The following is a 15,827-nucleotide window of genomic DNA, read 5'->3' on the forward strand; positions in this document are numbered from 1 at the left end:
GCATTCATCGTATTGATCTCATGAACAAGCCACGCGATCTTCATTTTCCCAACCGGTTGCAGGATGCGCTGGCCGCGTTGCCCGCCGTGGCCGAACGCATCGGGGCGGATGCCGCCGCGCGCGAAGCCCGGCGTGTGCTGCCGTACGAGGGCTTTACACACTTTCGCGCCTCCGGTCTGGGGTTGCTGCGCATTCCGGTGGAGTGGGGTGGCCTGGGCGGCTCGCTGGTCGACCTGTTTGAGACGATCAGCACGCTGGCCGCCCATGAGTCGAACGTCGCGCACGCGCTGCGCATTCACTACGACCTGACCGAGGTGATCCGTCTGTCGCCGCTCGATGCGTTTCACCAGACGCAGTTGGATCGGCTGCTGGAGGGTGCCCTCTTCGGTGGCGGCTCCACCGAGCGCGGCACATCGCGCCCGGGTGAGGTCACCACCACGCTGCAACGCGATGGCGCCGACTATCGCTTGAGCGGCCGCAAGTACTACACCACCGGCACGGCGTTCGCCGACTACGGCCGCTTCAACGTCAACGATGAGACGGGCGACAACGTGCAGATCATCATTCCGGTCGCGCGCGAGGGCGTGCAGGTGATCGACGACTGGGACGGCATGGGACAGCGCATGACGGCCAGTGGCAGCATCGTGTTTGAGCATGTGCGGGTGCACGCCGATGAAGTGGCCTCACGCGTCAGCAGCTCGCTGGTGGGGCGCCATACGGGTGCGCTGCGCCAGTTGCATCTGGTGGCCGTGGCGGCAGGCATTGTGCGCAATGTAGCGGCGGACGCGCGGCGGTACGTGGTCAACCATGGGCGGCCGGTATTGCACAGCCCGGCGCCCTCCGCGCGGGAGGACCACTTCATCCAGCAGGTGGTGGGTGACATTGCCGCGCACAGCCATGCCATCGATGCCCTGGTGCGTGAGAACGCGCGGGTGCTGGACCGATCTGCAGACGCCATCCGCGATCAGCGGGCTGACGCCGACGCCCTCGTGCTGGAAGGCGCCGTGGCGACTGCGCAAACACAACTGGTGGTGAGCAAGCTGGCGTTGCATGCCGCGCAGCAGTTGTTTGAAGCCGGCAGGGCTTCCATGACGGCGCGCACGCACAACTTTGACCGCCACTGGCGCAACCTGCGCACGATCTTCAGCCACAACCCGCTGCTGCATAAGGCGCGTGTGGTGGGGGCGTATCACCTGAACGGCGAAGCGCAGCACCTGAAGGAAGGTCGCGTTTTCTGATACCTGATACCCATATCGACAAGCGCACCGATGGCGAAGACGATATCCCCTGGCATGAGGCTTACGCCTTGGTGTGCGCCACCACCGTCTGTGCCTGCACGCCAAGGCCGTCAACGCCGAGGCGCATCGTGTCACCGGCCTTGAGATAGCGCGGCGGTTTGGCGCCCATGCCCACGCCAGGCGGCGTGCCGGTGCAGATCAGGTCGCCGGGGTGCAGCGTCATGAAGCGGCTCACGTAGCTCACGAGATGGGCCACGCCAAAGATCATGGTGGCGGTATTGCCCTTCTGCGTGCGCTCGCCGTTGACTTCGAGCCACAGGTTCAGCGCCTGCGGGTCGGGCACTTCATCACGCGTGACCAGCCACGGGCCGACGGGGCAGAAGGTATCGCAGCCCTTGCCCTTGTCCCACGTGCCACCGCGTTCAAGCTGGAACTCGCGCTCTGACACGTCGTTCACCACGCAATAGCCCGCGACGTGCGAGAGCGCCTCTTCGCGGGAAACGTCGCTCGCCGTCTTGCCGATCACCACGCCCAGCTCGACTTCCCAGTCAGTCTTCTCCGAGCCGCGCGGCAGCATCACGGCATCGTTGGGCCCATTCAATGCGCTGTTGGCTTTCAGGAAGATGATGGGCTCGGCAGGCGGCGGCAGGCCGGCTTCGGCGGCGTGGTCGGCGTAGTTCAGGCCGATGGCGATGATCTTTCCGATGCCGGTCCAGGGCACGCCGAAGCGCGGGTCGGGCACTACCGGCAACGCCGACGTATCCATGTTCGCCAACTGTGCCAGCGCGGCGTCGGACAACTGCTGCGGCCCCAGTTCGGCCAGCACGCCGGACAGGTCGCGCACGCGGCCCTGTGTATCGATCAGCCCCGGGCGTTCCGTGCCACGCGGGCCTACACGTACGAGTTTCATTGGTCTTCTTTGGCTTCGTTCTTGGTCTGGCCGGGTTCGGACAGGCTGCGTGCGACCACGCTCAGCACTTCCTTGGCGGTGTTCTCGGAGTGTTGGCGCAGCACCTGCGCCAAGCGCGGACGGCCCGGCTCGCGCAGGGCAGCCATGATCAGTTCATGTTCTTCGTGCGACTCCTGCCAGCGCAGCGTGTCGGCGTTGGCCGCCCCGCGCGCGCGGTGCACCTTGCTCATCAGCGCCGCGTAGATATTCGCCAGCACCGGGTTGGCCGCGCCGTCGATGATGAGTTGATGGATCTCCTGGTTGATCCGGAAGTATTCGGTGCGCCGCCCAGCCGCGTGTGCATCGAGCATGGCCTGGTGCTTGCGTTCCAGGCGCGCCATGGTCACCTCGGACAGGCGCAGTGCCGCCAGTTCTCCGGCGGTCGCCTCCAGCCCGTGCAGGGTCTCGAAGGTCGCGCGCAGTTCATCGAGGTCCAGCGGTGCCACGCGGTAGCCGATGTATTGCCGGTGCAGCACCAGCCCCTCGGCCACCAGTACCTTGAGCGCCTCGCGCAGCGGGGTCTTGGACACATCGAACATTTCGCAGAAGGCGCGTTCGTCGATACGGGCGCCGGGCGGCAGCTCGCCTTCTTCGATCAGCGTACGCAAGCGCGAGGCGATTTCGGCGGACATGCCGAGCGTGCGCAGGCGCGTGGATTGGAGCAGCGGTTGAGTCACAGGCGTCACCAAGATGGGGGAGGATGCACCACAAAAGGCTATCACACGCCAAGAGTTTGCATTCACAACTGCATAAAATCAATGACTTACGGATGTTGTAATTACAGATTACGTATCCTATACTCGGCCACGTTGCGCAACACAAATCAACCAAACCACCTCAGGAGGTCGTTTCGACAAGCGCTACCGGCGGCAGCGCCAGGCCGGCCAGGCGCGCTTTTCGAAACGGCTTCAGGAGCTACAGGAGACAGGCGTAATGGAAACCGCAAGCCAGGCCCCGGCCGTGGCGTTAACGGAGACGAAGAGCTCCGTGCGCTGGAGAATCTTTTTGATGATGTTGATGCTGATTTCCATCAACTACATCGACCGGGCATCGCTGTCAGTGGCTATGCCGCTGATCGCCAAGGAGTTCGACATCGGTCCCGCAGTGCAAGGCCTGCTGCTGAGTTCGTTTTTCTGGACGTACGCGTTCATGCAGATCCCGGGCGGCATGCTGGCCGACCGCTTCGGCCCGCGCGTCGTGATTGCGGGCGCCACGCTGGGGTGGGGCTTCTTCCAGGCGGTTGCGGCAATCTGTACCGGCTGGGTATCGCTGATGTTCACGCGCTTGGGCCTGGGTGCCGCTGAAGCGCCGATCTATCCGGCCGGCGGCAAGCTCAACGCGATCTGGATGACGCAGAACGAGCGTGGCCGCGGTGCCACGCTGCTCGATGGCGGTGCGCCGCTGGGTGCCGCACTGGGCGCCCTGATCATCGCGGGCTTGATCAGCGAATTCCAATCGTGGCGTACCTCGTTCGTGGTGGCCGGTATCGGAACCATGGTCGCGGGCTTCTTCGCCTGGTGGTATGTCCGTAACCACCCGCGCCAGCATCCGTCTGTCAATGACGCTGAAGCGTCCTACATCGAGGCCGCACACGCTGCCGACCTGGCCGCAGAGCCGGCCAACCTGAGCGGCAACGTGCTGGACTTCTTCAAGTACCGCTCGGTGTGGGGCATGTTCTTCGGCTGGATGTGCTTCAACGCATTGTTCTACGGCCTGCTGACCTGGATGCCGACCTACCTGTCGAAGGTGCACGGCCTGGACATCAAACAGATGGGCGGCGCCGTGTTCATCATGTTCTTCTCCGGCTTCGTCGGTGAAATGTTCGGCGGCTGGCTGGCCGACAAGTGGAAGGCTGCCGGCGCATCGCAGGCCAAGGTGCTGCGCACGCTGTTCGGCATTGCTTCCGTGGTCGCCACGATTGCCATCTACACCGTGGCACGCTTCAAGGACCCGGTCGTCGTTGTGGTGCTGCTGTCGGTCACGCTGTTCTTCCTGCGCTGGTGCGGTCTGTTCTGGTGCGTTCCGTCGATCCTGGGCACGCGCAAGCGCGTCGGTTTCCTGGGTGGCACGATGAACCTCGGCGGCAACGTTGCGGGTATCGGCATGCCCATCATCGTGGGTGTGATCGTGCAGGCCACGGGCTCGTACGACATGGCGCTGATGCTGTTTGCGGCTGCCGGTGCCGGCCTGTTCATCTGCTCGACGATGCTGATCGATTACAGCAAGAAGCTGCCGATCTGATCGCCCCACCAGACCACAACCCCATCGCACAACACAATCCACGCCCGCGCAGCTTGCGCGGAGCGGCGGAGGAGACCCATCCATGAAAACCATCCAACGCCATCTGCTGAGCGCAGCCGCTGTTGCAGCGCTGTGCCTGTGCGGCCAGGCTCCACTTCAGGGGGCCACGCCGGCAGCCAAGCAGCAGGCCACACAGGAATTGCCGACCGCGCAGCCCGAAGCCGTCGGTGTCGATTCGCGCAAGCTGATCGAACTCTCGCAATGGATCCGCCGTGATCAGCTCGACGTACGCAGCCTGCTCGTCATCAAGGATGGCAAGGTCGTCTTCGAGCGTTACGGCGACGAACTCGGCCGCGACTACAACCATGAGCTTTACTCCGTCACCAAGTTCATCAGCGCGCTGCTGGTGGGAACGCTGGTGGGCGACGGCAAGCTCAGTGCGCAGGACAAGCCCGCGCCGTTGCTGGCCGCTGCGCGGCCGGACCTGGCTACGTCGCTGGCGGACAAGAAAGACATCCGCCTGCAAGACCTGATGTCGATGTCCAGCGGCCTGTCGTACAAACTGGTGGAAGGCACCGACACGCTGTACTACGGCGTGCCTGATCGTCTGAAGGTAGCAGCCTCTGCCAGCGTGCGCGCCAAGCCCGGCACCGAGTTCGACTACATCGACGTGAATCCGGTACTGGTGGGCGCCACCATCTCGCAGATCACTGGCCAGCCGGAGCAGCGCTACGCAGAAGCCCGCCTGTTCAAGCCACTCGGCATGCAGCACTACCGCTGGGACGGCGCTGACGGCAAGGGTGCGGTGTCGGGCGGCTGGGGCTTGCGCCTGCGCTCGGCTGACATGGCACGGCTTGGCCTGCTGATGCTGAACCAGGGCCGCTGGAACGGCCAGCAGATCGTGCCGGCCAGCTGGGTGGCACGCATGACCACGCCGTCGGGCCCGGCACCCGACTACGGCTTCTATTGCTGGGTCAACAACATCGTCAAGAGCGAGCGCGAGTTCAGCGCCATGGGCTACAAGGGCCAGTTCATCACGGTGCTGCCTCAGCAGAACGCGGTGATCGTGATGAACAGCATCATGTCGACCGAAGGCGGCCTGCGTGATGCGAGGTACCTCAACCTGTACCGCTCGATGGTCAACGACTATGTGCTGCCCGCACTGAAGGCCGGTAACACCGTCAAGCCCGATGCCGAACGCAAGGCCGCGCTCGCACAGGAACTGGCGCTGGCCAACGCGAGCCACGGCAAGCCGGGCACCGCCATGGCCTTCAACGACAAGCCGGAAAAATAATCACCAAAACAACGAGCACGGTCCGGCGCGCAGTGTCCTGCGCGTCAGGGCCGCGCCAACCACGAAGAAGACTCCCATGACCAAACGCATCAAGCTCGGCATGCTCACGCCGTCGTCCAACACGGCACTGGAACCCATCACCAGCGCCATGGTGAGCGGTTTGCAAAATTCCAAGGTACAGGTCAGCGCGCATTTCTCGCGCTTCACCGTCACTGAAATCTCCCTGCGCGACCAAGCGCTGGGCCAGTTCGATCTGGAGAAGATCCTCAACGCCGCGCGGCTGCTGGCCGACGCGCACGTGGACGTGATCGCCTGGAACGGCACGTCCTCCGGCTGGCTCGGCTTTGAGAAAGACGAAGCGCTGTGCCGTCAGATCACGGAAGCTACGGGCATTCCGGCCACCACCTCGGTGCTGGCGCTCAACGAGATTCTGAAGAAGACGGGCGCGCAGGACTTTGCCCTCGTCACGCCGTACCTCAATGATGTGCAGCAACTGATCGTGCAGAACTACGCGCGCAGTGGCGTGCGCTGTGTGGCGGAGCGCCACTTGGACCTGCACGTCAACCACAGCTTTGCCGACGTGGAAGAAGACACGATCCGCGCCATGGTGCGCGAGGTGGCACAGCAAAAGCCGGCAGCGATTACCACGTTCTGCACGAACCTGCGCGCGGCGCATCTGGTGGAAGCGCTGGAAGCGGAAACCGGTATCCCCGTCTACGACACCGTCTCCACCGTGGTGTGGAAATCGCTGCGCCTGGCCGGCGTCGACACGCGTGAATTGCGCGGCTGGGGCCGCCTGTTTGCGGAAGTGGCTTAACGGAACCCGGAATCAAGGAGCACCCAGCATGTCCACCGAACTCGACCTGGTGATCCGCAACGCGGATGTCGTCACCGCTTCCGACCGCTTTACGTGCGATATCGGCGTGCGCGAGGGGCGCATTGCCATGCTTGGCCGCGGCCTGCCGCGTGGCGCGCGAGAGATCGATGCCAGCGGCCTGCTGGCGTTGCCCGGCGGTGTCGACGGCCATTGCCACCTCGACCAGCCCATGCCAGACGGCATGCGCATGGCCGATGACTTCTTCACCGGCACGCGTGCCGCGGTGTGCGGCGGTACCACCACGGTCATCCCGTTTGCCGCGCAGGAGAAGGGGCATTCGCTCAAGGCGGCGGTGGACGACTACCATCGCCGCGCCGAGGGCCGCGCGGTGGCCGATTACGGCTTCCACCTGATCGTGGCCGACCCGACGCCCGAGGTGCTGAAGCATGAACTGCCGGAGCTGATCCGCAAGGGCTACACCTCGTTCAAGGTCTACATGACCTACGACGACCTGAAGCTGTCGGACCGCGAGATGCTGGACGTGCTGGACGTGGCCAAGCAGAACAACGCGCTGGTGATGGTGCATGCCGAGAACGCTGACTGCATCTCGTGGCTGACCGAGAAGCTGGTCGGCGAGGGCCGCATCTCGCCGCGCTTCCACGGCCTGTCGCGCCCTGCTGCGGTGGAGCGCGAAGCCACGCACCGCGCCATCACCTTTGCCGAACTGGTGGACGTGCCCATCCTGATCGTGCACGTGTCGGGCAAGGAAGCTATCGAGCAGATCCGCTGGGCGCAAAGCCGCGGCCTGCAGATCCTGGCCGAAACCTGCCCGCAGTACCTCTACCTGACCGCTGACGACATGGGCCTGCAAGGCGACGATGGCTACGAAGGCGCCAAGTGCGTCTGCAGCCCGCCGCCGCGCGATCCCGAAAACCAGGCCGCCGTATGGCGCGCACTGGCCGGGGGCGTGTTCAGTGTGTTCTCGTCCGACCATGCACCGTTCAATTACGACGATCCGGAAGGCAAGAAGCTTGGTGGCCAGGCGCAGCCCTTCGACCATATCCCCAACGGCGTGCCCGGCATTGAAACGCGCCTGCCACTGCTGTTTAACGGCATCGCGCAGGGCAAGCTGTCGCTGCATCAGTTCGTGGAGCTGACCTCGTATCGCCCGGCCCGTCTGTACGGCCTGTATCCGCGCAAGGGCACCATCGCTGTGGGCGCCGATGCCGACATCGCGCTGTGGGATCCGGAGCGCCGTGTGCGCATCACCAACGATGCGCTGCATCACGCGGTGGACTACACCCCGTACGAGGGTATTGAAGTGACCGGCTGGCCGGTGCATTGCTTCTCGCGCGGCGAGCAACTGGTCGAGAACGGCAAGTACCTCGAACCGGCACCAGGGCGCGGGCAGTTCCTGCCGGCGGGTGCGCCGTCGCTGGTCTGACGCCTCTCATCTGATCTTAGGGTTTCATCATGCGTATTCTGGTCGTCAATCCCAACATCTCCGAGAGCGTGACGGACTTGATCCATGCGGAGGCACAGCGCTCCGTATCGCCGGGCACCACGCTCACCATGGCAACCGCGCCGTTTGGCGTGGCCTATATCGAAACGCGCTTCGAGGCGCTGGTGGGCGGCTATGCCACCGCATGCGTGGTCGCTGAACATCAGGGCCAGTACGACGGTGTGGTCGTGGCGGCGTTTGGTGATCCGGGCCTGGCCGGCATCAAAGAGCTGTGCAACGTGCCGGTGGTCGGGATGACGGAAGCGGCGCTCGCCAGCGCCTGCCTGCTCGGTCAGCGCTTTTCCATCATTGCGATCTCAAACCGCATCCAGGCGTGGTACCGCGAGTGTGTGGCCGCCAACGGGCTGTCGTCGCGCCTGGCGAGCGTGCGTTCGTTGCAGCAGCCGCTGCGTGATATCGGCAGCGTCCAGGAAGACCACGCTGCGCGGCTGGAAGAGATGAGCTTGCAGGCCGTGCGTGAAGACGGCGCCGACGTCATCATCGTGGCCGGCGCACCGCTTGCGGGGCTGGCTCGCACACTCAAGGACCGCATTCCCGTGCCGGTGGTCGACGGTGTATCCAGCGCCATTCGCCATTGCGAGAGCCTGATCGCGCTGGCGCCGACGGGCGCTGCCGAAGGCAGCTTTGCACGCCCGCCGCACAAGCCGAACCGCGGCTTACCGCCAGCGCTGTCGGCGCTGCTGGCTTGAGCGCTTCGTGGCGGGCATCACCGCAGCGCAGACCGTGCTGGCGGCAGCAGCGATGCCGGGCGTGATGCGACTGATCATGGCAATGCAGGGATTGCCGTCTGACGTGCTTTTGATGCGATGAGTGCGCGGCACGCGCCCGTCAGGCGGCCGGCCGCTCGCCCATCGCGCGCAGGAAGGACTGCTGCGCGGCCAACAGTTCTGAATAACTGAGCACGCGGTAGTCCAGCGCGTGTGTGCGGGCGATTTCCGCCACACGCGCGGCCAGCGCCGGATAGTGCCGGTGACTGTAGGTCGGAAAGAGGTGATGCGTGAGGTGCCAATTCAGGCCGCCGAGCCAGTAACCGATCCATGCGGAACGCGGCTGCCAGTCGCACGCTGTGTGAAACGCGTGCTCGTGCCACGTATGCGGCAACTGGCCGGATTCCGGCGGCAGATAGAACGTCACGTCTGCCCAGTGCGTGCCCAGAATCAACGCCACCAGCACGCACGACGCCAGCATCTGCCCGACAAAGTAGCCAAACACCACCCAGCCCCATCCCAAGCCAAGCCGGTGTGCCACCCAGGCCGGCACTGCAACCGCAATGGCAAAGTGGGCCGACTTGGCGGTCAGGAAGGTCAGCCACCCGCGCGCACCGGGCAGCACACGATCTGCCTTGAGCGGCGTGATGCCGAAGCGATCCGACCAGTCGTAGACCCAGTTGATGTACGGCAACGACAGCGCCGCGATCACCGGCCAGTAGCGGTGCTGGTACCGAAACTGCGGATACCATGGTTGAAACGGCGTTTGACGCAGGAAGCGGTTGGCGGCGGTGTCCAGGTCGTAGTGCTCCACGTTGGCGTGGGCGTGGTGGTAGTGCACGTGGCGCACCGTCCAGTACGCCGGCTCGATACCGAGCGGGATGGCGGCCAAGCGGGTCATGAGGTTGTCCAGCCACGGCCATGGAGAGAGCGCCCGATGCGCGCCGTCATGCAGCACATTCACCGCGATCAGCATCGCGATGAACGGGAACGCCAGATACGCGAGCACAAACACCACTGCATTCGTAGCCGCCATCATGGCCGCATACAGCAGCGCCGTCGCCGCAACGAGACACGCGCCCTTGGCGATGAGGCCAACGTCTGCAAAGCGATGGTCGCCCTGCGCCTGCAGGTGCTCATGCGCGGCAAGGCGCAAGTCATCTGCCAACGATGACGACCGTGGCGATGCGTAGCGGAGCTTGGGGAGCTTAGGGAGATTCGGCATGCGTTGACGAGGAGAGTGACGACCCGGCACGCACCGCATGCCACAGCCCGCATGCCACACCATGCAGCCCCAGCGCAGCGGCCAGTGTGTCGGACAGCGCATCACCCGCGCCGCAGGCACCGATCATCAGCACGGGCAACGCAAGCGCCAGCAGCGGCCAGAGCCAGCGGCCCCACGCACGCCCATCCGACAGCCCGCCGAGCGCCAGCGTGAGCAGCAGGATCAGTGCGAACCACAGCACCTGCCAGTGTTGGGGCCACAGGCCATCGGTGCGCACATAGTCGATCACCACGCCAAACAGCAGCACACCGCCGGTTGCGATCCAGCCGGGGGGCGTCGCGTGGGTGTCGCGTTGCAGTTGCGGTGTGCGCAAGCCCAGCCATTGCAGTGCCGGCACGACGTTGGCCCAGAAGGGGTTGTCGCTGTGCGTGGGTTGGTGCACGCCGTAGCGGATGGGCACGTCGGGCAACGCACGCTGATACGTGCCGAACAGCTTGTCCCACAGCAGCAGCGTGCCGCCGAAGTTGCGGTCGATGTATTCCGGATTGCAGCCGTGGTGCACACGGTGGTTGGCAGGCGTGACCATGAAGCGGTCCAGCACGCCCGAGCGGCCAACCAGGCCACAGTGGTTGTAGAACTGCACCGAGTAATGCAGACCGGACACCGCCACGAACATCTCCGGCGTCACGCCCAGCAGTGCCAGCGGCACGAAGAACGGCAGTGAAGTCAGCGACGACAGCCACGCATTGCGTACACCCAGCGACAGGTTGAAATGCTCGCCTTCGTGATGCACCGCGTGGATCGCCCACAGAAAGCCCAGCTTGTGGTGCGTGCGGTGCAGCCAGTAGAAGCCCAGATCCCACGCCAAAAAGGCGAAGGCCCAGCCGGCAACCGGGTGCCAGCTGTCGACCCAATGCAGGCTGACGTTCGCGTACAGCCACGTGAAGCCCGCCACCTCAACACCGCGGCACAGCCACATCAGCACGTGGCCCGAGTTCAGGTTGAGGATGACATCACGCCACGGCAGCGGTTGACCGCGCCACCATTTGAGCGCAGCGAGCTCCAGCAGCACGCAGCCCAGCATCAGGGCGAGCGGCAAGGCAAATGCATTCATGTCGATACCGGTTGAATCGAGAGCGTTGACGCACGTCGCGCCAACCAAAGACGGACGGCCACGCCGCACAGCACGCCCACCGCGACACCCGCAGACAGGTCCAGCGCGACATGACGGCGCGTCTGGATCGTGGCGTACAAGATGCCAAGCCCCCATGCCGCCATGACGAACGTGCGAATGGGCTTGCGCGCATCGGCCAGCGCCCACACCGAGAGCAGCGTCAGCGCCCCATGCAGGGATGGCAGGCAGTTCTGGCTGGAGTCGAAGGCGATGAGCATGCGCTGCACGCTGGCCGGCAAGGACGCATCGGTCAGCGGCGGATAGTGCAGCGTGGTCGGCCACAGCAGGAACACCGCGCCGCTCATCAGTGCGCTCATCTGCATGGCGCGCTCCAGCCAGCGCAGGCGTGACGCGTCCGCTAGCAGATACGCCAGCGGAATCAGCGCGAAGAACGACACATACAACCAGATGCCCGACGTGCTGAACGGAATGGCGCGGTCCAGTGCGGTCTCCGGCACGACCGTGCCCGCGCCCTGCAATACGCCGCAGGTGCCATAGACGAGGCCGACCGAGCACCACCCCAACGCCAGATGACGCAGTCGCGTAGCGAGCGGGCTCATCGTGCCACTCCCGCTGCAGCGAGCCGAACGATGCGGCGGCGCTTGCTGGTGAAATCGGTGGCGATACGCGCAGGCGCTGCGTGCCAGGTCACGCGCGATGTATCGACGCCCTGGCGAGCAAAGACATCGGCCAGATGCGCCTGGCACGCGCTCGCAATGTTGGCGTCGACCGGTTGGATGGACAGCGCCAGCGTGTGCGCATCCGTCTGCACGAGGCGGTAATCGGCTTGCACCGGCAGTGCTTGCGCCAACGCGCGCGAGCACACGTCGGCAAACAGCGTGACCGTGCCGCCGCCCAGCGCGGGCAGGACGAGTGTGTCGTCGCAGCGGCCTTCGACGCGTTCAATCGCCATGGCCGGGTTGCCGCAGGGGCAGGGCCCGAGGGCCTGGTCGCGGCGGATGAGGATGTCGTCCAGCCGGTAGCGCACGATGGGCTGCGTGCTGCGCGTGAAATCCGTGACGAGCGGGACGAAGCGGCGGGCATCCAGCCATTGCGGCTCGATGTGCACGTGTGCCTCGTTCAGATGCAGCGTGCCGTGCGCGCAGGTCGCGCCCAGAAAACCTTCGGTGGCCTGGTAGACCTCACCGACATGGCCGAAGGCTTGCGCGAGCAGTGCGCGGTCCATTGGCTCCAGCACTTCAGCGCCAGAGAGTACCTGCACCGGCGCAATGTCGAGCCGTCCGGCCAGCTTTTCCATGGCCAGCGCGCGCAGCACCTGCGCAGGCCCAACGATGATGGTCGGCTGCAAGGCCTCAAGCGGGGCGCGGTGCGAGTCGAACGGCGCGAACAGATCGAAGAACGAGAACGTCAGCCACGGATTGCGCACCGCCGTGTACAGGTTGCTGTTTGCACGCAGGAACAGTGCGACGCGCTCGCCATGCAGCAGGCCACGCGGCAGCAGCTTGGCGAGCAGGATGCCGGCCCATTGCGCGCGTTCTGCGGGGCTGACGACAAACACGCCGCGCCCGCCCGATGTGCCAGACGACAGGCCCACCGAATACGCGCCCACCATCGGCCGGAAGTCGCGGGATTGCTCGGCCTGCTGCGCGCACGCCAGCACGTCGTTCAGGCGCAGGCCGGCGGTGTTCATGGCATCGAAGTTGGCCATCATCGTGGCCTTGTCCATCAAGGGCCAGTCGTGCATCGGCTTCGAGATGAACGGGCGGAAGTACGGGCTACGCGCCAGCACACGTTGCGTGAAGCGCGCGATCTGGCGTTGCTGATGCGCTTCCAGCGCGGCGCGATCGGGCAGGCGCAACCGGCGCGTCTGCCAGTACGACCACAGCAGGCGATGGAGTGCCGTCATAGCGCGCCCTCGTGCGTGAGGAGGATGCGTACATGGCCGCCCGCATCCAGCGCATGCAGCTGGCGCAGCGTGTCGAAGTAGGCATGGCGATCTTCCATGATCGAGTACGCCAGCACCGACGGCCCGCGCAGTTCGCGATAGCTCAGTGGCGACCATGCGGCATCGGCGGCCAGCAGCACCCAGCCTTCGTGTGTGCACACGAACGCGCCCAGGTGGCCGGCGGCATGGCCGGGCAGCGGCACCAGCAAGACATCACCGTTGCTGTCGGGCAGCGCCCATGCGGACGTGAACGGCGCCAGCTCGGGCGGCAACGCCACCTGCTCGAACTGTTCGACAAAGCGCGTGCGCGTTTCAAAGTCTTCGGGAATCAGCCCGGGCACAAAGGCACGCCGCAACGCCGACACCCCACGCAGCGCGCGCAGATGCATCCATCCTTCACCCGAGCAGATCACCGGCACGCCCGGGAAATCGCGCAGACCGGCCACGTGATCACCGTGGAAGTGCGAGACGATCAGCCCATCCAGATCGGCCGGCCGCACGCCCTGCTGCGCAAGCTGTGCGGCCATCGACTCCGACGTATCGAAGTACACCGGCGTGACCTTGCGGTAGATCGCAAACAGCCCGCTGCGTGTGTGGTCATGAAAGTGCGATGCGTAACCCGTGTCCCACAGCCAGCGGCGGCCGGCGGCTTCGATCAGCCACGCGCGTGCAGGAAACGCGCAGGTGCGCAGGCCCGCGCCGCGCAGCGCCACGCAAGCCGTGTGCGTGCAATAGCCGGCTTCAAAGACGGTTAACGTTGCCATGTTTGGTTGCCATGTTCGCGTAACCAATGGGCTGTGCGGCGGATGCCTTCGGCCATGTCGATGGGCGGCACATAGCCGAGTTCGATGCGCGCGCGGTCGTTGGCGAGCGTCATGTCGTAGTGCAGGGCGGCGGCGCTGTAGCGCGTGAGCAGCGGCTCGCGGTGCGTGATGGCGCTGGCGGCTTCCATTGCGCGCGCCGCCAGTGCCATGGCTGGGTAGGGCACGGCGCGGATGCGGTAACGCAGTCCGAGCTGTTTGCCCAGCAACTGGCCGAGCAGGTCGCGCAGCGTGGCGGGTGCATGGTTGGTGATGTTGTAGGCGGCACCGGAGGGCACGTCTGCCGTGGTGGCGCACTGCATGGCATGCACGACGTTTTCCAGATACGTGAGGTCCATGCGGGCCGCGCCACCACGGGGCAACGGCAGGACGCCGCCGCGCAGCTTCAGCAGGTGCAAGATGCGCGGCAGCATCACCCGGTCATGCGGCCCAAACAACCCGCGCGGGCGCAGGATGACGAAGCGCGTGGCGTGCTGGTGCCGTACCTGCCGCTGGATGGCGTCTTCGGCCAGCATCTTTGTGGCCGCGTAGTGGTTCGCAAAGCGTGCGGGGCGATAGGCCTCAGGCAGGTCGGCGTGGTGCTGGTAGTCGAAATAGATCGACGGCGTGGAGATATGCACGAAGCGCCGGACACCATGTTTGACGGCACCTGCGGCCAGCGCGGCGGTGGCCTGCACGTTGGCCGCGTAGAAGCGGTCATAGGCGCCCCATGGCGATGACAACGCTGCGCAATGCCACACCGTGTCGACACCATCGAGCAGCGCATCGAGCGTGGCCGGCGTCAGGTGCGAGAGATCCGCCGGCACATAGTCCGCGCCGCGGCCGATGAAGGCTTCGCGTTGCGCGGCATCACGCCCGGTAGCACGCACGCGCGCGCCTTGTGCCAGCAGCGCATCGACGGCGTTGCGGCCCAGGCCACCCGTCGCGCCGGTCACTAGCGTTGTCATAGCGTCAGCACCATGCCGCCAAGCGTCAGGCCCGCCGCTGTGCCCACCAGCAAAACCGGTTTACCCGGCTCGATGCGTTGATTCTCCACCGCTTCATGCAGCGCGGTCGGAATTGACGCGGCCACCTGGTTGCCATGTTGCGCGTAGATGTCGATCACGCTGGCTTCGGGCACGCCCAACCGTTTGCGCAGATGCTGCATGCCAAGGTGGCTCGCCTGGTGCGGCACGACGACGTGCATGTCGCGCAGCGTGTAGCGGCTGTCGGCAAACAGGCGATCGAGAAACCCATCCATCAATTGCGACGCGAGCTTGAACACACGCTTGCCGTCCATGTGGAACAGGTAGTCGGTCGGCTGTGCGCCGGTACGCGGGTTGCGGCGCGTGCCGCCGGCACGGATTTCGCAGAAGGTCTTGCCGGCGGGATACGTCTCCATGCGGTAGGCGTGAATGCCCGCGCCCGACACCGCCGGTGCCGCTTCCACGATGACCGCGGCCGCACCGTCGCCGAAGATCAGCGCGGTCTCGGCATCATCCCAGTTGATGCCGCGCGAGGCGAGGTCGGACGCCACCACTGCAATGCGCTTGTATGCGCCCGTGGTGAGCAGGCTGGCGGCCACATGCAGCGCAGTCAGAAAGCTCAGGCAACTGGCGTTGACGTCAAACGCGGGCGTGCCGGCCGGCAGCCCGGCGTGCTCCAGGACGCGCGTGGCCGTATTGGGCAGCGCCTGTTCCTGCACGCCTGAAGCGGAGATCAGCAGGTCGATGGACGCAGCGGGCACATCGGCACGGCGCAGCGCATCGCGCACGGCGGCACCGGCGAGTTCCGATTGGTGCTCGGTCAGCGTGGCATGGTGGCGGACGTCGATACCGGATTTCTTGCGCACATAGCCTGCGGCATGACCGAGGCGGGTGTCGAGTTCCGCAGACGTGATCCGTTGCTCCGGCAGCGCCTTGCCGGTGGAAAGCAGATGAATCGGCAGCATAGA

14 protein-coding genes and 1 pseudogene are annotated in these 15,827 nt (G+C 65.4%); 6 read left to right on the forward strand and 9 right to left on the reverse strand.

Annotated features, from left to right (window positions below; translation table 11 throughout):
* Window positions 1-20: 20 nt before the first annotated feature.
* Window positions 21-1,238, forward strand: coding sequence for an acyl-CoA dehydrogenase family protein (locus ACN9M1_RS26120; RefSeq protein WP_426399764.1), 1,218 nt, complete (start codon window positions 21-23; stop codon window positions 1,236-1,238).
* 61 nt (window positions 1,239-1,299) lie between these two features.
* Here the strand turns inward: ACN9M1_RS26120 and ACN9M1_RS26125 are convergent, their stop codons facing one another.
* Entirely contained in the window at window positions 1,300-2,148 is an 849-nt protein-coding gene (locus ACN9M1_RS26125) for a fumarylacetoacetate hydrolase family protein (protein WP_426399765.1), read from the reverse strand.
* Window positions 2,145-2,898 (reverse strand): annotated as a pseudogene (locus ACN9M1_RS26130) (GntR family transcriptional regulator). The gene ACN9M1_RS26125 and the pseudogene ACN9M1_RS26130 overlap by 4 nt, the downstream one beginning before the upstream one ends.
* A gap of 222 nt (window positions 2,899-3,120) precedes the next feature.
* Here ACN9M1_RS26130 and ACN9M1_RS26135 point away from each other — a divergent pair.
* The 5 genes from ACN9M1_RS26135 to ACN9M1_RS26155 all read left to right on the forward strand — a co-directional run bounded on the left by ACN9M1_RS26135 (window position 3,121) and on the right by ACN9M1_RS26155 (window position 8,750).
* Window positions 3,121-4,428: an MFS transporter gene (locus ACN9M1_RS26135; RefSeq protein ID WP_426399766.1), complete on the forward strand. Its 1,308-nt coding sequence runs from the start codon at window positions 3,121-3,123 to the stop codon at window positions 4,426-4,428.
* A gap of 82 nt (window positions 4,429-4,510) precedes the next feature.
* Window positions 4,511-5,722, forward strand: a complete 1,212-nt coding sequence (locus ACN9M1_RS26140) for a serine hydrolase domain-containing protein (protein WP_426399767.1) — start codon at window positions 4,511-4,513, stop codon at window positions 5,720-5,722.
* A gap of 76 nt (window positions 5,723-5,798) precedes the next feature.
* The gene (locus ACN9M1_RS26145) at window positions 5,799-6,539 is read left to right on the forward strand and encodes a maleate cis-trans isomerase family protein (protein WP_426399768.1); all 741 of its coding nucleotides are present in this window, start codon (window positions 5,799-5,801) and stop codon (window positions 6,537-6,539) included.
* 28 nt (window positions 6,540-6,567) lie between these two features.
* Window positions 6,568-7,983, forward strand: coding sequence for a dihydropyrimidinase (hydA, locus tag ACN9M1_RS26150; protein WP_426399769.1), 1,416 nt, complete (start codon window positions 6,568-6,570; stop codon window positions 7,981-7,983).
* A gap of 29 nt (window positions 7,984-8,012) precedes the next feature.
* Window positions 8,013-8,750, forward strand: a complete 738-nt coding sequence (locus ACN9M1_RS26155) for an aspartate/glutamate racemase family protein (protein ID WP_426399770.1) — start codon at window positions 8,013-8,015, stop codon at window positions 8,748-8,750.
* A gap of 139 nt (window positions 8,751-8,889) precedes the next feature.
* Here the strand turns inward: ACN9M1_RS26155 and ACN9M1_RS26160 are convergent, their stop codons facing one another.
* The 7 genes from ACN9M1_RS26160 to ACN9M1_RS26190 are packed head-to-tail and all read right to left on the reverse strand — an operon-like array spanning window position 8,890 to window position 15,824.
* Window positions 8,890-9,993: an acyl-CoA desaturase gene (locus ACN9M1_RS26160; RefSeq protein WP_426399771.1), complete on the reverse strand. Its 1,104-nt coding sequence runs from the start codon at window positions 9,991-9,993 to the stop codon at window positions 8,890-8,892.
* Window positions 9,977-11,107, reverse strand: a complete 1,131-nt coding sequence (locus tag ACN9M1_RS26165; RefSeq protein WP_426399772.1) for a sterol desaturase family protein — start codon at window positions 11,105-11,107, stop codon at window positions 9,977-9,979. Before ACN9M1_RS26165 ends, ACN9M1_RS26160 begins: the two co-directional genes overlap by 17 nt.
* A complete protein-coding gene (locus tag ACN9M1_RS26170) occupies window positions 11,104-11,727 on the reverse strand; it encodes a phosphatase PAP2 family protein (protein ID WP_426399773.1) in 624 nt (207 codons plus the stop codon). The genes ACN9M1_RS26165 and ACN9M1_RS26170 overlap by 4 nt, the downstream gene beginning before the upstream one ends.
* Window positions 11,724-13,034 carry a F390 synthetase-related protein gene (locus ACN9M1_RS26175; RefSeq protein ID WP_426399774.1) on the reverse strand — a complete coding sequence of 437 codons (1,311 nt, stop codon included), beginning with the start codon at window positions 13,032-13,034 and terminating at the stop codon, window positions 11,724-11,726. The genes ACN9M1_RS26170 and ACN9M1_RS26175 overlap by 4 nt, the downstream gene beginning before the upstream one ends.
* Window positions 13,031-13,837 (reverse strand): MBL fold metallo-hydrolase, encoded by an 807-nt coding sequence (locus ACN9M1_RS26180; protein ID WP_426399775.1) that lies wholly within the window; start codon window positions 13,835-13,837, stop codon window positions 13,031-13,033. The genes ACN9M1_RS26175 and ACN9M1_RS26180 overlap by 4 nt, the downstream gene beginning before the upstream one ends.
* Window positions 13,825-14,841 carry an NAD-dependent epimerase/dehydratase family protein gene (locus tag ACN9M1_RS26185; RefSeq protein ID WP_426399776.1) on the reverse strand — a complete coding sequence of 339 codons (1,017 nt, stop codon included), beginning with the start codon at window positions 14,839-14,841 and terminating at the stop codon, window positions 13,825-13,827. The genes ACN9M1_RS26180 and ACN9M1_RS26185 overlap by 13 nt, the downstream gene beginning before the upstream one ends.
* A complete protein-coding gene (locus ACN9M1_RS26190; protein WP_426399777.1) occupies window positions 14,838-15,824 on the reverse strand; it encodes a 3-oxoacyl-[acyl-carrier-protein] synthase III C-terminal domain-containing protein in 987 nt (328 codons plus the stop codon). The genes ACN9M1_RS26185 and ACN9M1_RS26190 overlap by 4 nt, the downstream gene beginning before the upstream one ends.
* Window positions 15,825-15,827 lie beyond the last annotated feature (3 nt).

The sequence above is a fragment of the Ralstonia sp. R-29 genome (genome assembly GCF_049913345.1).
Lineage (GTDB): Bacteria > Pseudomonadota > Gammaproteobacteria > Burkholderiales > Burkholderiaceae > Ralstonia.

What these genes read in the sequence shown, in the direction of transcription:
- ACN9M1_RS26120 (WP_426399764.1), top strand. Translation starts at nt 21, where the DNA reads ATGAACAAGCCACGCGATCTTCATTTTCCCAACCGGTTGCAGGATGCG.
- ACN9M1_RS26125 (WP_426399765.1), bottom strand. Translation starts at nt 2,148, where the DNA reads ATGAAACTCGTACGTGTAGGCCCGCGTGGCACGGAACGCCCGGGGCTG.
- ACN9M1_RS26135 (WP_426399766.1), top strand. Translation starts at nt 3,121, where the DNA reads ATGGAAACCGCAAGCCAGGCCCCGGCCGTGGCGTTAACGGAGACGAAG.
- ACN9M1_RS26140 (WP_426399767.1), top strand. Translation starts at nt 4,511, where the DNA reads ATGAAAACCATCCAACGCCATCTGCTGAGCGCAGCCGCTGTTGCAGCG.
- ACN9M1_RS26145 (WP_426399768.1), top strand. Translation starts at nt 5,799, where the DNA reads ATGACCAAACGCATCAAGCTCGGCATGCTCACGCCGTCGTCCAACACG.
- hydA (WP_426399769.1), top strand. Translation starts at nt 6,568, where the DNA reads ATGTCCACCGAACTCGACCTGGTGATCCGCAACGCGGATGTCGTCACC.
- ACN9M1_RS26155 (WP_426399770.1), top strand. Translation starts at nt 8,013, where the DNA reads ATGCGTATTCTGGTCGTCAATCCCAACATCTCCGAGAGCGTGACGGAC.
- ACN9M1_RS26160 (WP_426399771.1), bottom strand. Translation starts at nt 9,993, where the DNA reads ATGCCGAATCTCCCTAAGCTCCCCAAGCTCCGCTACGCATCGCCACGG.
- ACN9M1_RS26165 (WP_426399772.1), bottom strand. Translation starts at nt 11,107, where the DNA reads ATGAATGCATTTGCCTTGCCGCTCGCCCTGATGCTGGGCTGCGTGCTG.
- ACN9M1_RS26170 (WP_426399773.1), bottom strand. Translation starts at nt 11,727, where the DNA reads ATGAGCCCGCTCGCTACGCGACTGCGTCATCTGGCGTTGGGGTGGTGC.
- ACN9M1_RS26175 (WP_426399774.1), bottom strand. Translation starts at nt 13,034, where the DNA reads ATGACGGCACTCCATCGCCTGCTGTGGTCGTACTGGCAGACGCGCCGG.
- ACN9M1_RS26180 (WP_426399775.1), bottom strand. Translation starts at nt 13,837, where the DNA reads ATGGCAACGTTAACCGTCTTTGAAGCCGGCTATTGCACGCACACGGCT.
- ACN9M1_RS26185 (WP_426399776.1), bottom strand. Translation starts at nt 14,841, where the DNA reads ATGACAACGCTAGTGACCGGCGCGACGGGTGGCCTGGGCCGCAACGCC.
- ACN9M1_RS26190 (WP_426399777.1), bottom strand. Translation starts at nt 15,824, where the DNA reads ATGCTGCCGATTCATCTGCTTTCCACCGGCAAGGCGCTGCCGGAGCAA.